Source organism: Plantactinospora sp. KLBMP9567 (genome assembly GCF_033446045.1).
In the GTDB taxonomy this organism is placed as follows: domain Bacteria; phylum Actinomycetota; class Actinomycetes; order Mycobacteriales; family Micromonosporaceae; genus Plantactinospora.
Genome location: NZ_JAWQRR010000047.1, coordinates 140339 through 163354 on the forward strand (window position 1 = coordinate 140339; position 23016 = coordinate 163354).

The 23016-nt window shown below is 72.3% G+C and carries 18 protein-coding genes, 1 tRNA gene and 1 pseudogene; 14 read left to right on the plus strand and 6 right to left on the minus strand.

The genetic code is table 11. The features are described from left to right. Window positions 1-51 precede the first annotated feature (51 nt). From R6Y94_RS36000 to topA, 6 genes are all read left to right on the plus strand, one after another. Complete coding sequence (locus R6Y94_RS36000; protein WP_318398861.1) at window positions 52-408, plus strand: STAS domain-containing protein; 357 nt, start codon at window positions 52-54, stop codon at window positions 406-408. A gap of 16 nt (window positions 409-424) precedes the next feature. Next, on the plus strand, window positions 425-862 hold the full coding sequence (locus tag R6Y94_RS36005; RefSeq protein WP_318398905.1) for an ATP-binding protein: 438 nt from the start codon (window positions 425-427) through the stop codon (window positions 860-862). A 287-nt stretch (window positions 863-1149) separates the two neighbouring features. Then, on the plus strand, window positions 1150-3525 hold the full coding sequence (locus R6Y94_RS36010; protein WP_318398860.1) for a sodium-translocating pyrophosphatase: 2376 nt from the start codon (window positions 1150-1152) through the stop codon (window positions 3523-3525). A gap of 247 nt (window positions 3526-3772) precedes the next feature. After that, window positions 3773-4315, plus strand: a complete 543-nt coding sequence (locus R6Y94_RS36015; protein ID WP_318398859.1) for a hypothetical protein — start codon at window positions 3773-3775, stop codon at window positions 4313-4315. A gap of 302 nt (window positions 4316-4617) precedes the next feature. Beyond that, window positions 4618-5310 carry a hypothetical protein gene (locus R6Y94_RS36020; RefSeq protein ID WP_412102910.1) on the plus strand — a complete coding sequence of 231 codons (693 nt, stop codon included), beginning with the start codon at window positions 4618-4620 and terminating at the stop codon, window positions 5308-5310. A 370-nt stretch (window positions 5311-5680) separates the two neighbouring features. Next, on the plus strand, window positions 5681-8542 hold the full coding sequence (topA, locus tag R6Y94_RS36025; protein WP_318398903.1) for a type I DNA topoisomerase: 2862 nt from the start codon (window positions 5681-5683) through the stop codon (window positions 8540-8542). 111 nt (window positions 8543-8653) lie between these two features. Here the strand turns inward: topA and R6Y94_RS36030 are convergent, their stop codons facing one another. Together R6Y94_RS36030 and R6Y94_RS36035 are read right to left on the minus strand one after the other, a co-directional pair. After that, on the minus strand, window positions 8654-9559 hold the full coding sequence (locus tag R6Y94_RS36030) for a GNAT family N-acetyltransferase (protein WP_318398858.1): 906 nt from the start codon (window positions 9557-9559) through the stop codon (window positions 8654-8656). A gap of 73 nt (window positions 9560-9632) precedes the next feature. Then, on the minus strand, window positions 9633-10955 hold the full coding sequence (locus tag R6Y94_RS36035; RefSeq protein WP_318398857.1) for a D-arabinono-1,4-lactone oxidase: 1323 nt from the start codon (window positions 10953-10955) through the stop codon (window positions 9633-9635). Between the two features lie 195 nt (window positions 10956-11150). On the opposite strand from R6Y94_RS36035, the gene R6Y94_RS36040 reads away from it, so the two are divergent. Beyond that, complete coding sequence (locus tag R6Y94_RS36040; protein ID WP_318398856.1) at window positions 11151-11795, plus strand: TetR family transcriptional regulator; 645 nt, start codon at window positions 11151-11153, stop codon at window positions 11793-11795. 43 nt (window positions 11796-11838) lie between these two features. Here the strand turns inward: R6Y94_RS36040 and R6Y94_RS36045 are convergent, their stop codons facing one another. Continuing rightward, window positions 11839-13059, minus strand: a complete 1221-nt coding sequence (locus R6Y94_RS36045; RefSeq protein WP_318398855.1) for an amino acid deaminase/aldolase — start codon at window positions 13057-13059, stop codon at window positions 11839-11841. A 337-nt stretch (window positions 13060-13396) separates the two neighbouring features. Here R6Y94_RS36045 and tmk point away from each other — a divergent pair, with 337 nt between their 5' ends. The 6 genes from tmk (at window position 13397) to R6Y94_RS36075 (ending at window position 19620) form a co-directional block, all read left to right on the plus strand. Next, window positions 13397-15805, plus strand: a complete 2409-nt coding sequence (tmk, locus tag R6Y94_RS36050) for a dTMP kinase (RefSeq protein ID WP_412102909.1) — start codon at window positions 13397-13399, stop codon at window positions 15803-15805. Further along, window positions 15805-17070, plus strand: a complete 1266-nt coding sequence (locus tag R6Y94_RS36055) for a DNA polymerase III subunit delta' (RefSeq protein ID WP_318398854.1) — start codon at window positions 15805-15807, stop codon at window positions 17068-17070. Before tmk ends, R6Y94_RS36055 begins: the two co-directional genes overlap by 1 nt. A 295-nt stretch (window positions 17071-17365) precedes the next feature. Beyond that, the gene (locus tag R6Y94_RS36060) at window positions 17366-17692 is read left to right on the plus strand and encodes a YbaB/EbfC family DNA-binding protein (RefSeq protein WP_318398853.1); all 327 of its coding nucleotides are present in this window, start codon (window positions 17366-17368) and stop codon (window positions 17690-17692) included. Further along, window positions 17693-17998, plus strand: coding sequence for a hypothetical protein (locus R6Y94_RS36065; RefSeq protein WP_318398852.1), 306 nt, complete (start codon window positions 17693-17695; stop codon window positions 17996-17998). Further along, window positions 17998-18678: a hypothetical protein gene (locus R6Y94_RS36070; RefSeq protein ID WP_318398851.1), complete on the plus strand. Its 681-nt coding sequence runs from the start codon at window positions 17998-18000 to the stop codon at window positions 18676-18678. Before R6Y94_RS36065 ends, R6Y94_RS36070 begins: the two co-directional genes overlap by 1 nt. Window positions 18679-18771: 93 nt before the next feature. Further along, window positions 18772-19620, plus strand: coding sequence for a regulatory iron-sulfur-containing complex subunit RicT (locus tag R6Y94_RS36075; protein WP_318398850.1), 849 nt, complete (start codon window positions 18772-18774; stop codon window positions 19618-19620). Window positions 19621-19640: 20 nt separating this feature from the next. Here the strand turns inward: R6Y94_RS36075 and R6Y94_RS36080 are convergent, their stop codons facing one another. Continuing rightward, a complete protein-coding gene (locus R6Y94_RS36080; protein WP_318398849.1) occupies window positions 19641-21365 on the minus strand; it encodes a metallophosphoesterase in 1725 nt (574 codons plus the stop codon). A gap of 229 nt (window positions 21366-21594) precedes the next feature. Here R6Y94_RS36080 and R6Y94_RS36085 point away from each other — a divergent pair. After that, window positions 21595-21668 (plus strand) — tRNA-Thr (locus R6Y94_RS36085). 99 nt (window positions 21669-21767) lie between these two features. Here the strand turns inward: R6Y94_RS36085 and R6Y94_RS36090 are convergent. After that, window positions 21768-22016, minus strand: a pseudogene (locus R6Y94_RS36090) (hypothetical protein); the annotation flags it as partial. 475 nt (window positions 22017-22491) lie between these two features. After that, a complete protein-coding gene (locus R6Y94_RS36095; protein ID WP_318400961.1) occupies window positions 22492-22917 on the minus strand; it encodes an STAS domain-containing protein in 426 nt (141 codons plus the stop codon). Window positions 22918-23016 lie beyond the last annotated feature (99 nt).

Sequence of the window (23016 nt, forward strand, 5' to 3'; positions counted from 1 at the left end):
GGTCGATGGTTAGATGCCCAGGAGCGTTCCAGGCCGGTCAGAGGAGGACTGATGGATCTGTCGCTGACGACCCGCGCCATCGGTGAGTACACGGTGTTGGAGGTTGGCGGCGAGGTCGACGTCTACACCGCTCCGCGGCTGCGCGAACGTCTGGTCGAGCTGATCGACGGCGGGTCCCGGGCGATCGTGGTGGACCTGGGTCGGGTGGACTTCCTCGACTCGACCGGCCTCGGCGTGCTGGTGGGGGCGCTCAAGCGGCTGCGTCCCGTCGGCGGGACCTTCGGGCTGATCTGCGACAAGGAGCCGCTGCTCAAGATCTTCCGGATCACCGCCCTCGACCAGGTGTTCCCGATCTACCCCACGCTGGACGCCGCCACGTCGGCCGACTCCTCCGGTGCCGATGCCTGATGTCGACGGCCGACGCGTGATGTCGAAGGTCAAACTCTCCTTCACCCCGGCCCCGGTCCACGTCCGCACCGCCCGGTTGGTCGGGGTCGCGGTGGCCCGGCGGGCCGGCGTGCCCGAGGAACTGCTCGACGAGGTACGACTGGCGATCGGTGAGGCCTGCGCCCGGGCGGTCGCCCTGCACCGCCAGTACGGGCTGAGCGATCTCGTGCTGGTCGAGATGTCGGACGGTCCGGCGTACACCGTCCGGGTGATCGACCGGGCGCCGATCGAGGCCGGGTTGGGGTTGGCCGCGCTGCCCCCCGACGAGCTGGCCGACGAGTCGCTGACCGACGAGGCGCTGACGGTGGGTGTCGGGTTTGCCCTGCTCGCGGGCTTTGTCGAGGACCTCCAGGTGCGTCCGGTCGACGAGGGCGTCGGTACCGAGGTCCGGATGGCCTGGCCGCTCGGGCGGTAGCCCGGCTGCTCGCCGGCACCCGCATTATCAGAACCGCGCGGCTAACACAGCGACGAAGATCATCGCGACCGGGCGGGTCCTCTGTGTGACCTCCAACACGACGGCCCGCTAGAGTACCCGGGGTTATCAGCAAGTGTGCTGGTCCCGCTCCTGTGGGTGGGGGAGCTTCGCCGATCGCGGGGGCCGTGGGTCGGCGGAACGCTTGCGAATTTGTCGCTCCACGCGTGGAGACGTCTGGCCGGTTCGTCCGCCGGCCCGGCGCGAGTGTTCGGTACAGGAGGACATAGATGTCCGTATATAGGGCCGCCGATGGTGGCGGGCTGTCCCTCGGCGGCGAGAACCTGTCGTACGTCGTCGTCGCGGCGGTTATCGCCCTGGTGGCGCTCGGCTTCGCGGGTGCGCTGACCAAGGCCGTGCTCTCGACCGGCAGAGGCACCGAGAAGATGCAGGAGATCGCGGGGGCCGTGCAGGAGGGGGCCTCGGCCTACCTGCTCCGGCAGTTCCGCACCCTCGCCATCTTCGTCGTGGCCGCCGTGATCCTGCTCTTCCTGCTGCCGGTGCACGAGACCGAGGGCAGCGAGACGCTGGTGAAGATCGGCCGATCGGGCTTCTTCGTGGTCGGTGCCCTGTTCAGTGCGTTCATCGGTGGCGCCGGCATGGCCCTGGCCACCCGCGCCAACCTGCGGGTCGCGGCCGCCGCCCGGGAACACCAGGGCGGCCGGGAAGCGGCGATGCAGATCGCGTTCCGCACCGGCGGCGTGGTCGGCTTCCTCACCGTCGGCCTCGGCCTGGTCGGTGCGGCGGCGGTCGTCCTGATCTACAAGGGTGACGCGCCGACCGTGCTGGAGGGCTTCGGTTTCGGTGCCGCGCTGCTCGCCATGTTCATGCGGGTCGGCGGCGGAATCTTCACCAAGGCGGCCGACGTCGGCGCCGACCTGGTCGGCAAGGTCGAGCAGGGCATCCCGGAGGACGACCCGCGCAACGCGGCGACCATCGCCGACAACGTGGGCGACAACGTCGGTGACTGCGCCGGCATGGCGGCCGACCTGTTCGAGTCGTACGCGGTGACCCTGGTCGCCGCGCTGATCCTCGGCCGGGCCGCCTTCGGCGAGCACGGGCTGGTCTTCCCGCTGATCGTCTCCACCATCGGCGTGCTGATCGCCATCCTCGGGGTGTTCATCACCCGGCTGCGGGCCGGCGACCGGTCCGGGCTCACCGCGATCAACCGGGCGTTCTACGCCTCCGCGGTGGTCTCGGCGATCCTGGTCGCGGTGATGTCCTTCGTCTACCTGCCGGCCACCTGGGCCGAGATGCTCGGCAACGAGTGGCGCAGCGCGCTCGGCCTCGCCGAGGGGGCGGCGGACCCGATCGACCCGCGGATCCTCGCCATCGGCGCCGTGGTGATCGGCATCGTGCTGGCCGCCGCCATCCAGGCGCTGACCGGCTACTTCACCGAGACCAACCGGCGACCGGTGCAGGACATCGGCAAGTCGTCGCTGACCGGTCCGGCCACCGTGGTGCTGGCCGGGATCAGCGTCGGCCTGGAGTCGGCGGTCTACTCCGCACTGCTCATCGCGGCCGGGGTCTTCGGCGCGTTCCTGCTGGGTGGCGGCTCGCTCACGCTCTCGCTCTTCGCGGTGGCGCTGGCCGGTACCGGTCTGCTCACCACGGTCGGCGTGATCGTCGCGATGGACACCTTCGGGCCGATCTCCGACAACGCGCAGGGCATCGCCGAGATGTCCGGCGACATCGACGAGCAGGGCGCGCGTACGCTCACCGAGCTGGACGCAGTCGGCAACACCACCAAGGCGATCACCAAGGGGATCGCGATCGCCACGGCGGTGCTCGCGGCCACCGCGCTGTTCGGGTCGTACACCGACACGCTGGGCACGGCACTGCGGGACGCGGGTTCCGACCTGTCGATCGACGGGCTGTTCAACGTGGCCAACCCGCGCAACCTGGTCGGCCTGATCATCGGTGCCGCGGTGGTGTTCCTCTTCTCCGGTCTGGCCATCAACGCGGTCTCCCGCTCGGCGGGTGCCGTGGTGATGGAGGTACGCCGGCAGTTCCGCGAGCTGCCCGGGATCATGGATTACAGCCAGCGGCCGGAGTACGGCAAGGTGGTCGACATCTGCACCCGGGACGCGCAGCGCGAGCTGATAACCCCGGGGCTGCTGGCCATCCTGGCGCCGATCGCGGTCGGTTTCGGGCTCGGCCCGGGTGCGCTGGCCGCGTACCTGGCCGGTGCCATCGGAGCCGGCACCCTGATGGCGGTCTTCCTGGCCAACTCGGGCGGTGCCTGGGACAACGCCAAGAAGCTCGTCGAGGACGGCGCGTACGGCGGCAAGGGTTCGGAGTCGCACGCGGCCACGGTGATCGGTGACACGGTCGGTGATCCGTTCAAGGACACCGCCGGGCCGGCGATCAACCCGCTGATCAAGGTGATGAACCTGGTCTCGCTGCTGATCGCCCCGGCAGTGGTGGCCTGGAGCGTCGGCGAGGACAAGAACACCGGGCTGCGGATCGGGGTCGCGGTCGTCGCGGCGCTGATCATCGTCGCGGCGGTGGTGTTCAGCAAGCGCAAGCCGGTGGCCATGTCGGACTCCGACACCGGCGCCGGCAGCGGCAGCTCCGACCAGCAGCCGCAGACCGCCAACGTCTGAGGCGGGACAGTCCGGATCCGGGCCCGTCGCGTACGCGTGACGGGCCCGGATCCGTTCCCCACACCGGCGACGGCGGGCCCTCCCACCGGCCGGCTCGGGGTGGACTGGTGTCCGGCACCGCTGGCCGGCTGGAGGCGGCCCGATGTGCGGCACCGCTGGCGGGTCGGGGTGGTTCGACGGGTGGTCCGGGGCGGCTCGGCCGATTACCCCCCTCGCGAAGCCCGCTCCAACCCGTACGCTGCAACGCATGCGTACCCCCCGCACGGCATCCGCCGGAAGGTTCACGGCGGCCCTGTGCACGATCGCCCTGCTCCTCGGGGGCTGCGCCGGGGGACCCACCCCGCAGGTCTGGGCCGCCGCGGTCTGTGCGGCGCTGGCACCGTGGCGGGCCGAGATCGGGACGCTGACCCGGAGCACCCAGCAGCAGATGACCGCGCAGACCAGTCCGGCGCAGGCCAAGGAGAATCTGGTCCGGCTGCTCAGAGGTGCCGAACAGGCCAGCGAGACCGCCCGGCAGAAGGTGGAGGCGGCCGGCGTACCGGACACCGAGAAAGGTGAGGCGGTCTCCAAGGGCTTCGTCGCCTCGCTGACCGCCGTCCGGGACGCCTACGGCCGGGCCGGCGCGGCGATCGAAGCACTCGGCACCGGGCAGGCCGGCGAGTTCTACGACGGCGTCAAGGCCGCGGTCGACACCCTCAACAAGGAGTACGAATCCAGTTCGCTCGACACCAGCGAGCTGGATTCGGTGGAGTTGAAGCGGGCCTTCGACGAGGTTCCGGAGTGTCGCTGACGCCCCCCGTCCCGCCCGTACCGGCCGAGTCGCCCGACCCGGCCGGCATGGCCTCCGAGCCACCCGACCCGCCCGACCCGCCCTCGGAGCCGACCGGCCCGATCCCGGCCCCGCCCCCGTCCCAGCCGCCCGGCGTGGCAGGGGGCGAGCAGCCCGGGGCCGTGGATGAGCAGTCCCAGCCCCAGCCGCCCGGCGCAGCAGGGGCCGAGCAGCCCGAGGCTGTGGATGAGCAGTCCCAGGCAACGGCCGAACGGCCCGAGGCTGTGGATGAGCGGTCCGGGGCAACGGGCGAGCAGCCTGAGCTGGTCGGGGTGGTGCGGGAGCGGCCCGGTCCGGGTGCCGAGCCGGCCGGGGCAACAGGGGAGCAGCCTGCGCGGCCGGATGGGACGAGGAGTCCGGCCGCCCCGCCGGTACGGCAGCTCTCGCTCTTCGGGGTGGAGGCCGCCGACCCGTCCGTCGGTGACCTCGCCGGGCTGCTGGCCGGGCCGGGCGAGCTGGTCCGGATGGGTGGCACCGCCCGGATCACCACGATGGTGGACGCCGCCTGGCGGGTGCACGTACTCGTCGCCGAGCTGGCCCGCCGGGGGTTGACCGCGAGCTGGCTGGGGCGGGTGGCGGAGCAGCACGGGGTGCAGACCTCCTACAGCACCCTGCTCGCCCCGCTGGCGGCGGGTTGGCTGCGCGGCACGGTGAAGCGGCCGCCCGGCAACTTCTTCCTGACCGGTCCCCGGCTGCGGCTCTGGGCGGCGGCGGCCGGCGCTCCCGAGCCGCTCGGTTTCGTGCTCCGGCTCGGTGCCGCCGACGAGGCGTGCTGGGAGCCGGTCGGTGCGGCGCTGGCCGCGATCGGCCTGCCGGCGGTGCTGCTCGACGCGGGGGCCGGCGGTCCGGCGTACCGGATCACCGGGCGACGCCGGCTGGCCCGGCTGGCCGAGTTGGTGGGTGACCGCCCACCGACCGCGCCGCCGAGCCAGTGGCCGGGTGGTCTGTCGTCGTGAGTACCCTCGATGGAGTGCCCGCCGGAGGCCCCGGAGGGATCGACCGGTGTCGTATCCCGGACAGCCGGAAGTCAGATTTGTTCGGTTAATCCGGTTAGCGGCCCACTGAGTGGGGCATGATCCGTCCGGTTGGTCCCGCACGGATCGCCCGTGGGTGTACGGTGTCGCCGTCCGGCATGACCGCCCGTCCCGTGTTGTTGCACCCGGTGTTACCGCAGCGTAGCGGTGCTCTTCTCGGGCCGCGCAACTCTGCGGTCGGGGAGCGCGTTACGTTGGACGTCTGGCCACCGGGCGGCCGATCCGGCCCCGGCGGCGAGCGCGGACAGGGCGGTCCGCAGGGGGAAAGATCGTGAGTGAGGTCAGGAGAGACGTGCCGAGCAACGCCAGGAGTACCCGTCTGGTCATCGTCGAGTCACCGGCGAAGGCCAAGACGATCTCGGGCTATCTCGGCCCGGGATACGTCGTCGAGGCCAGCCTGGGTCACGTCCGTGACCTGCCGCGCAACGCCGACGACGTGCCCGCCAAATACAAGGGCGAGTCGTGGGCCCGGCTCGGGGTCGACGTCGACAACGGGTTCGCCGCCCTCTACGTCGTGTCGCCGGACCGCAGGCAGCAGATCAGCAAGCTGACCCGACTGGCCAAGGAGGTGGACGAGGTCTTCCTCGCCACCGACGAGGACCGCGAGGGCGAGGCCATCGCCTGGCACCTGGTCGAAACGCTCAAGCCCAAGGTGCCGGTCAAGCGGATGGTCTTCCACGAGATCACCCGGCAGGCCATCCAGGCCGCGGTGGCGAACCCGCGCGAGATCGACCGCGACCTGGTCGACGCCCAGGAGGCCCGGCGGATCCTGGACCGGCTCTACGGCTACGAGGTCTCCCCGGTGCTGTGGCGCAAGGTCCGTTCCGGGCTGTCCGCCGGCCGGGTCCAGTCGGTGGCCACCCGGATCGTGGTCGAGCGCGAGCGGCAGCGGATGGCGTTCCGCACGGCAGAATACTGGGACATCCTGGCCACCCTCGCCGTGCGGGGCACCGCCGAGGGCCCGCGCAACTTCTCCGCCACCCTGGTCGCGCTCAACGGCGACCGGATCGCCAGCGGCAAGGACTTCGAACCGACCACCGGCCAGGTGAAGCCGGGTGCCGGGGTGATGCACCTCGACGAGGCGGGCGCCCGTGGACTGGCCGCCCGCCTCGACGGGCGGCCTTTCACTGTGACCCGGGTGGACGAGAAGCCCTACCGGCGCCGCCCGTACGCGCCGTTCATCACCTCGACGCTCCAGCAGGAGGCGGCCCGGAAGCTGCGTTTCTCCTCGCAGCAGACGATGCGTACCGCCCAGCGGCTGTACGAGAACGGCTACATCACCTATATGCGTACCGACTCGGTGAACCTGTCGGAGACGGCCATTTCGGCCGCCCGCCGGCAGATCGCCGAGCTGTACGGCGAGCGGAACGTGCCGCCGGAGCCCCGCCGCTACACCGGCAAGGTGAAGAACGCCCAGGAGGCGCACGAGGCGATCCGTCCCGCCGGGGACAACTTCCGCACCCCCGGTGAGCTGGCGAACGAGCTCTCCGCCGAGGAGTTCCGGCTCTACGAGCTGATCTGGCGGCGGACCATCGCGTCCCAGATGACCGACGCGGTCGGCTCCAGCGTCTCGGTGCGGATCCGGGCGGTCTCCGGCGCGGGCGAGGAGGCCGACTTCGGCGCGACCGGCAAGACCATCACCGAGCCGGGCTTCCTGCGGGCGTACGTGGAGTCGTCCGACGACGAGAACGCCGAGGCCGAGGACGCCGAGCGGCGGCTGCCGAACCTGGTCAAGGACCAGCCGCTGACCGCCGAGGAACTGGCCGCTACCGGGCACCACACCCAGCCGCCGTCCCGCTACACCGAAGCGTCGCTGGTCAAGTCGCTGGAGGAGCTGGGCATCGGCCGGCCGTCCACGTACGCCTCGATCATGGCGACGATCCAGGACCGGGGGTACGTCTTCAAGCGCGGCCAGGCGCTGATCCCGTCCTTCCTGGCGTTCGCCGTGGTCGGCCTGCTGGAGCGGCACTACCCGCGACTCGTCGACTACAACTTCACCGCCGCGATGGAGAACGAGCTGGACGAGATCGCCGGTGGCGACCACGCGGCGGTGGACTTCCTGACCTCGTTCTACTTCGGCAGCGAGATGGGTGGCGACCAGTCGGTGGCCCGGTCCGGCGGGCTGAAGAAGATGGTCACCGAGAACCTGAGCGAGATCGACGCGCGCAGTGTGAACTCGATCCCGCTGTTCCGGGACGACGAGGGGCGCGACGTCGTGGTCCGGGTCGGCCGGTACGGCCCGTACCTGCAACGGAGCCTGCCCGGCGCGGAGCCGGCAGCCCGGGACACCGGCGACGGCGGCCCGCCCGAGGACACCTCCCCGGCCGGCGACCGGGCGCCGATCCCGGAGGGTGTGGCCCCGGACGAGCTGACCCCGGAGAAGGTGCACGAGCTGTTCCTCGGCGGTGGCGGCGAGCGCAAGCTCGGCGAGCACCCGGAGACCGGCGAGCCGATCGTGCTCAAGTCCGGCCGGTTCGGCCCGTACGTGGCCAGTGGCGAGCGCAAGTCGTCGCTGCTCCGCTCGCAGTCGCCGGAGTCGCTGACGATGACCGAGGCGCTGCAACTGCTCACCCTGCCCCGGGTGGTCGGGGTGGCTGCGGACGGCGCCGAGGTGCTGGCCGCGAACGGCCGCTACGGCCCGTACGTGAAGCGCGGGGACGAATTCCGGTCGCTGGAGTCGGAGGAGCAGCTCTTCACGGTCACCCTGGACCAGGCGCTGGCACTGCTGGCGGCGCCGAAGACCCGGCAGCGCCGGGCGGCGGCCCCGCCACTGCGGGAGATGGGCGCGGATCCGCTGACCGAGAAGCCGCTGGTGATCAAGGACGGCCGGTTCGGGCCGTACGTCACCGACGGCGAGACCAACGCGTCGTTGCGGCGCGGCCAGACTCCGGAGGCGCTGACCCTGGAGGAGGCGTCGGAGATGCTGGCCGAGAAGCGGGCCAAGGGTCCGGCGCCGCGCAAGCGGGCGGCCAAGAAGGCGACCGCCAAGAAGGCGGCGGCGAAGGCGACCGACGGCGAGACGGCCGCGAAGAAGACCGCGGCCAAGAAGACCGCCGCGAAGAAGACCACCGCCGCGAAGGCGGCGGCGAAGAAGGCTCCCGCGAAGAAGGCCGCCCCGCGGAAGGCCACCACCGCCGCCGACCCGACCGACTGACCCCCGCACTCGCCCGGCGGGGGTGGGTCGGCGAGATCTTGGCGAGTTGGGGGTTCCCGCGAGCCACAACTCGCCGAGATCTTGGCTCGGACTGAAGCCGGCCGGCGGCGGTCAGGTCGTCGGCGGGTCGGGCCGGGGACGGCGGAAGCCGTACGTCTGGTGTTCGCGGCGGAAGCCGAGCGAGGCGTAGAGCCGCTGGGCCGGCAGGTTGTCCGCGTTGTAGTTGACGGTCACCGTCGCCATCCCGGCCGCCCGCATCCGGTGCATCGCGGTCAGCATCACCGCCCGGGCCAGCCCGCGCCGGTTGAAGTCCCGGTGCGTGCCGACCGGCTCGAAGTGGCCGACCCGGTTGCGCCCGTCGAGCCAGTAGACGGTGAAGGCGGCGATCCGCCCGTCCGGTGCCTCGGCGACGATCTCCCGCTCGGCGGAGTAGCCGGGCCGGGTCATCACCGCCGACCGGTACAGCTCGGCGGTCCAGTCCGCGTCGAACGCCGAGTTGCGGGCCAGGGCGAGCTGCCCGGCGTCGGCCGGCCGGGCGGTACGCAGTACGAAGCCCTCCGGTGCGACCGGCGCGTCGACCGGGCCGGTGAGTTGCCGGACGGTGACGTCGTCCCAGGTGCGGAACCGGGCGAACCCGAGTTCGGTGAGCAGCCGGATCCGGATGCTGTCGCAGTCGAAGACGTCGGTCAGCACGTACGGCTGGTCGGCGGTCATCGCCCGGGTGGTGGTCCGGTACGCCGTGCGAAGCATCTCGACCTCGGCGGCGGTGCCGCGCAGCGCGGGCGCGGTGAAGACGTCGAACGCGGCGCCGAAGCGCAGGTTGACCGCGAGCCCGACGATCTCGTCGGCGGACTCCCAGAGCTGGACCAGCTCACCCGGCGGTCGGCCCCGGAGGTTCTCGTAGATCCGGTGCGGCACCTCGCCGACGTGGTCGTATCCGCACCGGCCGGCCTCGGCGATCCAGGCCGCGAAGGTCCGCGACAGGCGCGGCAGGTCGGCGTCCGAGTAGGGTCGCATCCGCGGCATGTGGCTCGTCACCGGGCCTGTATAAGGCATCGCCCGGCCCGGGGCCGAACGATTTCCGGCCGGGTCAGGCCCCGAGCACCTGCTCGGTGTAGGAGTTCGCGAAGAGCCGGTCCGGGTCGAGCCGGTCCCGCACGGCCAGGAAGTCGGCGAACCGAGGGTACGCCGGGCGCAGCGACCCGGCGTCCCGGTAGTGCAGCTTGCCCCAGTGCGGCCGGCCGCCCAGTTCGGTGGCGATCCGTTCGAAGGCCCGGAAGTACGGCTCGGCGGGCATCCCGGCGTACTGGTGGATCGCCACGTACGCCGACTCGCGCCCGTGGCCGTGCGAGAGCCAGATGTCGTCCGGGGCGGTGAACCGGACCTCGACCGGGAAGAGCACCCGGAACGGCAGCTCGTCGATCACCCGGCGCAGCCCGGCCAGTGCCTCCGGCAGGGCGGGCCGGGGCAGGGCGTACTCCATCTCCTCGAACCGGACCCGGCGCGGGGTGCAGAAGACCCGGTCGGAGCGGGCGGTGTAGCTGCGCGCGGTGAGCGCCCGGGCGGAGACGGCGGAGATCGTCGGTACCAGGGCCGGGGCGGCCCGGCCGAGCCGGCAGGCTCCGGCGAAGACGGAGTTGGCCAGGAAGTCGTCGTCCAGCCAGCTCCGGAACCGGGGCAGCGGCCGGTCGTCGGCGGGTACCCGGTTGTTGACCTTCACCTGTACCCGGTCGGTGTACGGGAACCAGTAGAACTCGAAGTGGTCGTTTCCGGCGACCAGTTCGGGCAGCTCGGCGAGGACCTCGGGCAGCGGTGCCGGGCGCTCGTCGGCGCGGAGCACGAAGGCGTCCACGCAGTTCAGCGTCACCTCGGTGATCACCCCGAGGGCGCCGAGCCCGACCCGGGCCGCCGCGAAGACGTCGGCGTTCCGGTCGGCGGAGCACTCCAGCAACTCACCGGTCCCGGTGACCAGGGTGAGTCCGGCGACGAAGGTGGAGAGGCAGCCGTAGCCGGCGCCGGTGCCGTGGGTACCGGTGGAGATCGCCCCGGCCAGCGTCTGCGCGTCGATGTCGCCGAGATTGGCCAGCGCCAAATCGTGTCCGGCGAGCACCTCGTTGAGCGCGTGCAGGGTGATCCCAGCCGGTACGGTGATCAGCCGACGCCCGGAATCGATCCGGACCGGTCCGGTCAGCGCGGTGAGATCGACCCGCTGGTCGTCGGCCCGGGCAATCGCGGTGAACGAGTGGCCACTACCGACCGGCTTGATCCGCCGGCCGGTGGTCCGGGCGGCCCGGATCGTGGCGACGACCTCGTCCACGGTCGACGGTCGCAGCGCGTCGCCGGTGACGCGCTGGTTGCCGGCCCAGTTGGACCACGAGGAGGTGACTCCGGGTGGTGCGGTACGCCCGCTCATCTGACCTCCCCTGGCTCTGACCAGGTCGCCGATGGACAAACATGAATTAGACTCACGTCAACGTGTACCAGGGCGAGTAAATCAGGATCGTCACGGCGAGTAAATACCGATATCCGTTCGGCTCGTTAGTCCGGATAGCGTTTCGAAACCGTGACGCCTAGTAACCTTCACCCCGTCGAAAGGGAGTGGCGACGAGTGTCCACGTCAACCGCCACATCCGGTCCACTGCGCCGCGTACCGGTGCAGGGCCGTAGCGTCGCCCGGGTCCAGCGCATGCTCGACGCCTGTGCCGAGATAGTCGACGAGGTCGGCTACGAGGGGCTGACCACGACCCTGCTCGCCGAGCGCGCCGGAGTGGCCATCGGGTCGGTGTACCAGTTCTTCCCAGACAAGCGAGCGATCGTGCAGGCACTGACCCTGCGCAACATGGAGGCGTACCTGGAGCGGCTCAGCGACCGGTTCTCCCGGGGCGACCTGACCCACTGGTGGGACGGGGTCGACGCCGCGATCGACGAGTACATCACGATGCACCGGAGGGTGCCCGGCTTCCGTACCCTGCACTTCGGTGACGTCGTCGACGTGCACCTGCTGGACGAGGACCGGGACAACAACGGCGTCATCGCCGAGCAGTTGGCCCGGGTGCTGGTCGAGCAGTTCGGCACCAGCGACGCGCCCCGGCTGCGCTTCGCGCTGGAGATCGCGGTCGAGGCGGCCGACGCGTTGATCAAACTGGCCTTCCGGCGCGATCCGGAGGGCGACGAGAAGGTGCTGACCGAGGCGACCGCGCTGATCCGGGAGTACCTGCACCGGCACGTCGACGCCGCTCCCTCGGCCGGCTAGCCGGCCACCGGTCCAACCAGTACCGCGGCCGGCCGGTGCGCGCTCAGAGAAAGGCCCGGCCCTCGCCGCGATAGGTCGGCACCGTGCCCACGACCCGGTCCGACTCCACCAGGTGCAGCTCGCCGACGTGTTCCGCCAGCTCGCCGGCCTTGGCGTGCCGGAACCAGACCCGGTCGCCGACCCGCAGCGACTCGGCGGCGGCACCGGTCACCGGGGTCTGCACCTCCCCGGCGCCCTCGGTGCCGGTCAGCCGCAGACCCGGCGGCAGCCACGGAGTGGGCAGCCGGGTCCGGTCGGCCGGCCCGGACGCCACCCAACCACCGCCGAGCAGGGTCACCACCCTGGCGGCGGGACGGCGGACCACCGGCAGCGCGAAGAACGCCGCCGGTCGGGGCCGCCAGCTCCGGTAGGCGTCGAACAGCGTCGGCCCGTACAGGCCCGACCCGGCGGTGATCTCGGTTACCGCCGGGTCCGCCGCGGTCAGTGCGACGCTGCCGGTGCCGCCACCGTTGACGAACTCCAGGTCGGCGTGGTCGCGTACCGCCGCGACCGCCGCCGCGCGCCGGTGCACCAGTTCCCGGTACGACCGCCGTTGCAGCAGCCGGATGGTGGCACCACGGACAGCCTGCCGGGGCGGTGCGTCGCCGAGCCCGGCGATCTGTGCCTCGTACGCCATCAAACCGACCAGCCGGAAGCCCGGCCGCTGTGCGACGGCGCCGGCCAGCGTGCTGGCCTCGCCGGCCGAGTGCACCGGTGAGCGGCGGATGCCGACGTGCAGCCGGCCACCGAAGGCGTTGGCCATCGGCCGCCAGGACGCGTCCAGATCGAGGCAGGTCCGGATCTCTGCGCGGGAGCCGGCAGTGGCGACCGCGTCGACCAGGTCGAGTTGGGCGGGGTTGTCCACCATCAGGCAGATCTTGGCGGCCAGCTCCGGGTCGGCGGCGAGCTGGGCCAGCGCCTGCCGATCGGTGCTCGGGTAGCCGACCAGCGCGTCGTCGGTCACGCCGCTGCGGACCAGCCAGATCGCCTCGGCCAGCGTGTACGCCATCACGCCGCCCCAGCCGGGTCCGGCCAGGGCCCGGCCGAGCAGGGCCCGACAGCGCAGCGACTTGCTGGCGACCCGGAGCGGCTTGCCGCCGGCCTGGTCGGTCAGGGCGCTGGCGTTGGCGTCGAACGCGTCGAGGTCGACCACGGCGAAGGGTGGTTCGAGGTGCGCGGTCGCCCGGTCCAGACGACGACGCAGCAGGTCGCGTTCGGTGGCCATTCGAGCACGCTAACCCCCGGGGCGATAATGCGAAACTCTCTCGTGTCTTTCGGGCGTGGCGTGGCCCGCCCGTAGGGGCGCGACGCGGACCGCCCGGAGATCCGCGGGCGACCCCTAGGCCCCGGTTCCGGGGAATGTCGGGGTCGGGGCGGATCCGTACCGCGATTAGAGTGTGCTCGGGGGAGCCCAGCCATGGGCCGGGGCGCGGAGGGGTACGACCATCGACGACAACGACAGGAGCGCGGAGCGCACAGCGCAGTCGCCGCCCGGTACTCCCACGCCACCTACCGCCGCCGGTCCGGTCGACCGGACCGGCTACCAGGCGCTCCGCTCGGTCATGCGGATCCGTCCGTTCCGCCGGCTCTGGCTGGTGCTCGGCGCCGCCTCGTTCGGTGACTGGCTCGGCCTGCTGGCCACCTCGCTCTTCGCCGCCTCCCAGGTCACCGGCGACACCGCCAAGGGCCTCGCCTTCGGCGGCGTGATCGCGGTCCGGCTGCTCCCGGCGCTGGTTCTCGGCCCGATCGCCGGGGTGCTGGCCGACCGGTTCGACCGGCGCCTCACCATGGTCATCTGCGATCTGCTGCGGTTCGTGCTGTTTGCCTCGATCCCGCTCGCCGCCCTGCTCGACGTCGGCGGTGGTCTGGTGGTCGGCTGGGCGGCGGTCGCCACCTTCCTGATCGAGGCGATAACCCTGATCTGGATCCCGGCCAAGGAGGCCGCGGTCCCGAACCTGATCCCGCGGACCCGGCTGGAGGTGGCCAACCAGCTCACGCTGATCACTACCTACGGGGTCACCCCGGTGCTGGCCGCCATCGTCGCCGCGGTGCTGGACCGCAGCGTGCGAGCCGCCGCCGGTGGACCGCCGCCGGACTGGGCCGAACCGGCCCAGTTGGCCCTCTACGTCAACTCGTTGAGCCGGCTGGCCACCGCGCTGGTGGTCTTCTTCGGAATTCGGGAGATCAGCGGCCGGGGCGATCGTCGGAGTGTCCAGCAGGTCGAGCAGAGCGCGTTGCGCCAGTTCGTCGACGGCTGGCGGTTCATCGGCAAGACTCCGCTGGTCCGGGGTCTGGTGCTCGGCATCTTCGGCGCGTTCGCCGGTGGCGGTGTGGTGATCGGCACCGCGAACTTCTTCACCAAGTCGCTGGCCGCCGGTGAGGCAGCATTCTCCCTGCTCTTCGGCGCGATCTTCCTCGGCCTGTCGCTCGGCATCGGGCTCGGACCGATGATCGTCCGGGAGATGTCCCGGCGGCGCTGGTTCGGCATGAGCATCGTGCTGGCCAGCGCCTCGGTGCTGGTACTCGCCGGCTCCATCCACCTCTCCATGGCGATCCTCGGCGCGGTACTGGTCGGCGCGGGCGCCGGAATGGCCTTCCTGGCCGGTACCACCCTGCTCGGCGGGGAGATCGCCGACGAGGTACGCGGCCGGGTCTTCGCCGTGGTGCAGACCGGGACCAGGCTGGTGCTGATCCTGGCCATCTCGGTGAGCAGCCTGCTGGTCGGCGTCGGCGGCTCCTGGCAACTGCGCATCGCCGACCTGGGCATCTCGGTCTCCTCGACCCGACTGCTGCTGCTGGTCGCCGGGGTGGCCGGCATCCTCACCGGGATCAAGGCGTTCCGCCAGATGGACGACAAGCCGGGCGTACCGGTGCTGTCCGACCTCTGGGGCTCGATCCGGGGGCGTCCGCTCTTCCCGGCCGAGCCGTTCGCCTCGACCGGAGCCTTCGTGGTCTTCGAGGGCGGCGAGGGCGCCGGCAAGTCGACCCAGGTGGCCAGGCTGGCCGAGGCGCTGCGCCGGCGGCACCGCGAGGTGGTGGTGACCCGGGAGCCGGGCGCGACCGGGGTCGGGGAGCAGATCCGCGGCCTCGTGCTCGGCGGGACCAGCGGCCCGGACGCGCTCGCCCCCCGGGCGGAGGCACTGCTCTACGCCGCCGACCGGGCCCACCACGTCGCCACGGTGGTCCGCCCGGCGCTGGCCCGCGGCGCGGTGGTGATCAGCGACCGGTACGTCGACTCGTCCCTCGCCTACCAGGGCGCCGGCCGGACCCTGCCGGTCGAGGAGGTCTCCTGGCTTTCCTCCTGGGCCACCGGCGGCCTCAAGCCCGACCTGGTGGTACTGCTCGACATCGAACCCCGGACCGGTCTGATCCGGGTGGACGCCCGGGGCGGCGACCCGGACCGGCTGGAGGGCGAGTCGATCGACTTCCACGACCGGGTCCGGTACGCCTTCCTCGACCTGGCCGCCGCCGACCCCAAGCGCTACCTGGTGCTCGACGCCTCCCGGCCGGTCGACGAGCTGGCGGCGGCGGTGGCCGAGCGGGTCACCGGGATGCTCGCCGACCCGGATGCGACCGGCCATCCGGAACCGGCGAGCCCGCCGGACACCTCGGCCCGGCCGGAGTTATCCGAAGCCGAGCTGCGGACGCCGGCGGAATCGCGGGCCGAGGCGGAGTCCAGGACCGGGGCGGATCTCTCGGCCGCCACCGAGACGGTTGCGGAACCGGAGCGGGCGGCCGGGGCCACCCGGGGGCGCGGCGACGGGGACGCCGGGACCGACGGCGACGGGGCCACCCGGGCGAGCGAGGACGCCGCCACCGGCCGGCCGACCGACCAGGAGGGTGCGGCCACCGCTCCGGTCCGGTTGGTGGGCCGGCCCGGACAGCCGGTCGACGACGCCGGGCCGGGCCGGACCGGACCGCACCGCACCGGCGGCGCGACGGGCGGCTTCGAACTCGAACGGCGACCCTGATGCCCGAGGTCTTCGCCGACCTGGTGGGCCAGCCCGAGGCGGTCGACCTGCTCCGCCGGGCCGCCGCCGCCGCGGAGACGATCCGGGCCGCCGCGGTCGCGGAGAGCGTCGCCCCCGACGGTACGGGCCCGGCCGTCGGGGACGACCCGGCCGGCGGTACCCCGGACGTGGCCGGTGCCGGCAGCGCGATGACGCACGCCTGGATCTTCACCGGGCCACCCGGCTCCGGGCGGTCGGTCGCGGCCCGGGCGTTCGCGGCGGCTCTCCAGTGCCTCCGGGGCACCGGCTGCGGCGAGTGCGCCGGCTGCCACACGGCGCTCGCCGGAACCCATGCCGACGTACGGTTCGTGGTGCCGGAGGGGCTCTCCATCGGGGTCGGCGAGATGCGGGCCCTGGTGCTGCGGGCGGCCAGCACGCCGAGCGGGGGACGCTGGCAGGTGCTCGTCATCGAGGATGCGGACCGGCTCACCGAGGCGGCCGGCAACGCGCTGCTCAAGGCGATCGAGGAGCCGCCGCCGCGTACCGTCTTCCTGCTCTGCACTCCGTCCACGCACCCGGACGACATCTCGGTGACCATCCGCTCCCGGTGCCGGGTGGTGGCGCTGCGCCAGCCGCCGGCCGAGGCGGTGGCGGCCGTACTCCGGGACCGGGACGGCATCGCGCCAGACGTGGCGGCGTGGGCGGCAGCGGCTGCCCAGGGGCACGTCGGCCGGGCCCGCCGGCTGGCCCGGGACCCGGAAGCCCGCAAGCGGCGGGAGGCCGTGCTGGCCCTGCCGCGCAAACTGACCGGCGTCGGCGCCTGCTTCGACGCAGCCTCCGCGCTGATCGAGGCGGCCGAGGCCGAGGCGGCGTCGGCGGTGGTCGAGGCCGACGCGGCCGAGCGGGCTGCGCTGGAGACCGCGCTCGGCGCCGGGGGCACCGGGCGGGGCGCGTCCGGCGCGATCCGGGGCGCCGCCGGGCAGCTCAAGGACCTCGAACGCCGGCAGAAGTCCCGGGCCACCCGCGCCCAGCGGGACGCGCTGGACCGGGCCCTGGTCGACCTGGCCGGCTTCTACCGGGACGTGCTGACCCTCTCGCTGCGTGCTCCGGTCGAGCCGGTGCACACCGACGTCGCCGGGATGGCCGGCTCGGCCGCCGGGAAGTGGACCGCCGAGGGCACCCTGCGCCGGCTGGAGGCGGTGCTCGGCTGCCGTACGGCGATCGAGACCAACGTCAAGCCGCGGATCGCCGTCGAGGCGATGATGCTCGCCCTCTGGCGCGGCTGAGCGGCCCGTCCCGACCGGCGGCCGATTCGCCTACTGCCCGGGAGTTCCGTCCTGATCAGGGAGATCTTGGGGCGAAGGGTTCCCTTCGGGCGGGTCGCCCGGTACGGTTCGGTGCCGTAACGCAGCGAAGGCGGCACATTCGGTGAGCCGATGTGCACGGCTTCGCCCGGCGAGACCGACGACGACTTGACCCGCCCGGCCCGTGCGGGGTGGCGGCCCGGCGGGCATCGGGAAGCGGGCGATCGGAAAAGCGGGCATCGGAAAAGCGGGCATCGGGAAGCGGGAGGACCTGCCGGTGGCGCGGGAGATCGACCAGTCGTGGGTCGAGGAGGCGATCGAGCGCTATCGGCGCATCGAGGCGCTGCGGGCCGAGTTCGACGAGGCGATCCGGCGGGTGCAGGTCACCGTCCGCTCCCCGGACGGGCTGGTCGAGCTGATCGTCACCGCCGACGGGTCGGTCAACGACGTGCGGTTCCTGGGCGCATCGCAGGTGCGTACCGGACCGGAGGTGGCCCGGTCGCTCCGGGCCGCCATCACGGCCGCCGACGACGCCGCCCGGTGGGCCCGGGAGAAGCTCTACACCGAGACGTTCGGCGATTACCGCCGACTGACGGAGGCCTGAGTGGACGGCCTCCGGGACCTCGCCGGCCGGCTCGACGGCGCGGCTGGCCGCCTTGCCGAACTCGCCCGGCGGCTGCCGTACGCCGGGCCGTCCGGCAATGCCTTCGGTGCTGACGGCCCGGGGCGGCTCGGCGAGATCGGTGGACTGCTGCACCGGCAGTGGTCGGTCGCGCTCGACAACCGGGCCCGGGAACTGCTGGCCACGGCCGAACGGCTGACCGACACCGGCAGCGCACTGCGGATCGCCGAGACGGCGTACGCCGACAGCGACGCGGCGGCCTCCCGCCGTCGGCCGGAGGAGGCGTGATGGACGTCCTCGACCAGCTCGCCGAGCCCGCCGTCACGCTGTCCGGGCGGGTCGACGATCTCCTCGCCGCCGCCGGTGCGCCGGACGGGCACCGGATCTGGCCGCTGCTGCGCCGGCTCCGGGTGCTGCCCGGCGACGCCGTGCGGGCGGTGCTCGGGCTGCGGCGAGGGGAGCTGGCCGCCGCCGGTGAGGTGAGCGGCGAACTGCGCCGGACCTACCGCGAGGCCGGGGCGGTAGTGGCCGACGGCGGCTCGTGGCAGGGCCCGGCCGCCGAGGCGTACGCGGCACACCGCACCGGGCTGGCGGGTCACCTGACCGACCTGGCGGGGCGGGCGGACGCCACGGCGGCGTACGCCGAGGCGGTGGCCGGGTGGATCGCCGACACCCGGTACGCGCTGGCCCGCACCCTCGCCGACGTGCTCGGTTCGGCGGAGGCGGTGGCCGTGCTGACGGTCCGTGGCGACGGGTTCGGGGCGGCGCCGTCCGGCGTGACGCCCGGAGGGCTGCCGGTCGAGTCGGCCGCCGCCGAGATCGGCGCCCGGATCCTGGCCACGGTCTCCGAGGCGTACGACCGGGCGGAGGCGCTGCCCCAGCGCTGGGCGGCGGAGCTGGACCTCCTCGACCACCGCCCCCCGGACGTCCCCGTCGTACGCCCCGACGGCGGCCGGATCGTGCTGTGATCTCCGGGTGCGGCCGTGCGGCCCGAGCCGGCCGCTGACCGCCGGGTTCGCATGAGGTTCGGCGGACGCCAGGATCCGTCGTAGGGTGAGCGCATGGGCATGCTGTGCGCGGTCAGTTTCAACCGTTACGGCCGCCTCTACTACCTCGACCCGGGTGAGCTGCGGCCGGCGGTCGGCGACCGGGTGCTGGTCCCCACCGACGAGGGGACCGAGGTGGCGGAATGCGTCTGGGCCGCGCAGTGGGTGTCGGACGACACCAGCGGCTTTCCCCGGCTGGCCGGCCTGGCCGGCGAGGAGGACCTGCGCCGCGACGAGATGCTGCGCAAGCGGAAGGCCGAGGCGAAGGTCGCCGCGAAGCGGCTGATCCGGGAACACGGGCTGCCGATGAAGGTGGTCGCCGTCGACCACGTCATCGAGTCGACACCGAGCGGGGGGTCGAACGGGTCCCGGACCACCATCTACTTCACCGCGCCGCACCGGGTCGACTTCCGGTCGCTGGTCCGCGACCTGGGCGCCACCCTGCACTGCCGGGTCGAGCTGCGCCAGCTCTCCGCCCGGGACTCCGCCCGGGTGCAGGGCGGCATCGGTTCCTGCGGGCGTGACCTCTGCTGCGCCACCTTCCTGACCGACTTCGAGCCGGTGACCATCCGGATGGCCAAGGACCAGGAGTTGCCGCTCAACCCGCTGCGCATCTCCGGTGCCTGTGGGCGGCTGATGTGCTGTCTGAAGTACGAACATCCGCTCTACCAGCAGTTCCAGGCGTCTGCGCCGGCGATCGGGTCCCGGGTCTCCACTCCGGAAGGCTCCGGTCGGGTGGTCGCGCACAGCGTGCCGCGCGACTCGGTGGTGGTCCGGATGGATGCCGACGGATCCCGCTGCTCGTGCAGCCGCGCCTCGGTCTGCGGCCCGCGCAAGGCCCACGACGAGCACTACGCCGGCTGACCTTCCGCCGGCCGGCCGGGTCAGCGGAGCGTGAACGGCGGTTCGGCGAGCCGGAACGGCAGTGGCTGGCCCGGTGTGAGCCAGGCAGCGTCCGGGGCGCCGTCCGGGTCGGCCTGCCAGCGCCGGCAGATCCTGTCCACCGCGACCGGATAGCCGGTGAGCGTGCCGTCGGCGGCGATGTGCAGCCGGAGGAAGCTCTTGGCGTCCTCGATGCCCTGACCGGCGAAGAGTTCGTTGAGGTTGACTCCGAAGGAGCCGGCCACCAGCAGATACAGCGCGGTGAGCTGGCTGGCCACCAGGCCGGCGATCGGCCCGTAGACCACCGCCGCCGCGACCACCGGCAGCGGCCACGGCCAGGCGTGGAAGAAGAGCTGGAGCCAGAGCCAGGTGCCGGCGGCGGCCAGCCCGATGTGGGCGAACCCGTGACAGAGCCCGAGGATCCAGTGCCGGGCGTGCCGTTTGCCGCTGGCACTCGGCGGCTTGGCGAAGAAGACCGCGCCGACCAGCGTGATGATCAGCATGATGGCGAGCGGGATGCTGAACAGCCGCTGGGCCGTCGCCTCGGAGCGTGGCGCCACCACCCCGGCCATGGCCAGCATCAGCAGCGTGTGCAGCCCGCCGAGCAGGGTGGTGAAGCCCGGGTTGCGCAGCGGAAGCCGGCCGAAGATGCCCCAGCCGTACCGCCGGGACCGGGCCGCGTCCGGATAGCGGCCGGCCAGCTCGTACGACTGGCTGGTGCTGGCCCGCCGGACCAGGGTGTCCTTCGGCGGCACCTCGATCCGGGCCGGCAACTTGTGGGTGGGATAGAGGTAGGCGCCGCCGCCACCGCAGGTGACCAGGTCGCGGTCCGGTCCGGTGTACCGGGCGTAGTGGTGCAGGTCGCCGGAGAGCAGCAGCCGCACCTGGGCGCCGGTCGGCGCGACCACGGTACGGATGAAGTAGTCGATGGTGTCGTACTCGTGGGGCTTGTCGACGGCCTTGACCCAGCTCGGTTCCGGCACCGCGATGATCACCTTCGACTCGGCGCTGAGCTTCTTCGCCGCCTCCTCGAAGTAGCGCAGTTGCGGGTCGTCGAGGTAGACCCCGGACTGCCCGTCCAGCCCGAACAGCCACCAGTCGGCCGGTAGTTCGACCGCGAAGTACGACCGGCTCTGCGGGGTACGCCAGCCGCCGACGTTGTCGTCCCGGGAGCGGACGAAGAGCCGCAGGAACGCGGTGAGGCCGTCGTACCAGTCGTGGTTGCCGGGGACGGCGTAGAGCACCGGGGACGGGCCGTCGGCCGGCGGCTGCGGCATCGCCGCCTGGTAGGGGCCCTTGCACCGGTTCTCGTACGCCTCGCCGCTGGCCGTCGGATAGACCTGGTCGCCGCCCATCACCAGCATCTGGCCGCGCGGCAGCCGGTGCCCGTCCACCTCCAGCTCCGGGCGGGTGAGCAGGTAGGCGACCGAGTAGGTGGCGTTGAACCCGTCGCCGAGGTCGGCCACGAAGTCCAGCCACAGGTCGCCGTCCGGGCCGACCTGCCGGGTCACCGTGCCGGGCAGCGAGTTCTGCAACTCCCGCTTGTCCAGGTACGCACCGAAGAGCAGGGCCAGCAGGGTACGCAGCCCGGTGCTGATCAGCAGCAGCGGCGCCAGCCAGGGCACCGGGCGCTGCGGGGTGAAGCCGAGTTCGCGCGGATCGAGGCTGCCGGGTCGGAGTGGGGCTGCCGGCTGCGCCGGGATCGGCGGCGCCTGGTGATCGGTCATCGATGGCAGCCTAGTCGGGGCGCCCGTTACCGCACTGTCTTCCTGCCGACCGTTCCGGGCGGTTCAGCGGCGGCTTCGGGTGGTGCAGCGGCGAATTCTGGCCGGGATCCGGCGGAGCGCCGGGAACGGTTGGGACGGGTTGGGGCGGTGTCCTGATCGTCAGCCGAGGCACACCGCCGGGAAACCCCCGAGCCGGGTCGGCGCCCGGTGTCGTACACTTGCCGGCGTTGCCGCCTTAGCTCAGTCGGTCAGAGCGACGCACTCGTAATGCGTAGGTCGACGGTTCGATTCCGTCAGGCGGCTCAGCGAGGGGCCCTGACCAGCAGAAATGATGGTCAGGGCCTCATGTTTGTCTATATGGTGCTGAATCAGCCCCCGAACCCCCAAAACGCCTGCCGACGATCAGGTTCGACATGGCGGCGGGTGCGGCGCCGCTGCCGTTCGTGCAGGGCTACGCGGCTCGGTGTGGCTGCGACCTCGGCGTTCAGGGTCGGTAGCCGCCTGACTTGCGCCGAGCTGTTCCAGTAAGTGAGAACTGTCCGGGCGAGGCGGGCTTGACGATGCAGGCCACTGGCGACGAACGTTCTGCGGGGACAGCCAGGTGCCCCGCCGGGAGGCGAAGATCGCGTCGTGCGGGTTGTCGGCGGATATGATCCGCGAGCGCACGCCCATACCGGCAGCAGCAGTACCGTCAACCTCTACGTCCACCTGATCAAACGCGGTGTGGTCGTCCCGCTGGCACCACGGCCGATCCCGGCACCCCGCACTGCGGCGACCCCGCTGCTGATCCGCCCGGACCGGCTTCCGCCCGAACAGACGGACGAAACTGCACGACGTCCAAGCGGCATGTCCGCACCTGGCTGCCACCCGCCACGTGCGCACCTTCGCCACGTGCTGACCAATCTCACCGACCACCAGCACCTACCGGACTGGATCAACGACGTCCGCGGACAACCTTCCCCACCTACGCCACTTCGCCGACGAGCTTCACCACGACTACCAAGCCGTCCTCGCCGGCCTGTCCACCTGTGGAACTCCGGACAGGCCGAAGGCCCACACCAGAGCCAAACTCGTCCATCTCGCTGGCCTGATCCGCCATCATCGCCACCGACAGCGGAGGCGTCCGTCAGGCGGCCACCACGCCGGGTGGCTCCGCCGCGACCGCAGGGGCGGGCCTCGTCCCGGACGGATATTCCGATCTTGGAGGAAGGTGCTGCGGCTGTTCGATGGGGGCGGTGAAGATGCCGAGCAGCCCGGTCACCTCCAAGACGCGGCGAACGAAGGGTTGCGGATCGGTGACTCGCAGCTCGCATCCGGCCTCGCCAGCGGCGTTGCGCACGCCGACGAGCGCGCCGATGCCGGCGCAGTCCAGGAACGCAACCCCGGCGAGGTCCACGACGAGGACTGCGGGAGTCTGATCCCGCAACAGGGTGAGCAGCTTGTCGCGGAGTACCGGTGCGGTTGCCAGGTCGATCTCTCCGGCCACGCCGAGCCGGGCCGTCGCTGGCTGCGGATGACTTGTGTCGATGGGTAGGGGCGCGAGCGCGGTCACAGGCGAAAGATTGGGAGCCATCGTGCTCCTCCAGCTCAACTGCAGACATGAATCGCTTGACGGGCGGGCGAGGGCTGGACCCTAGGCCGGGAAGCAACG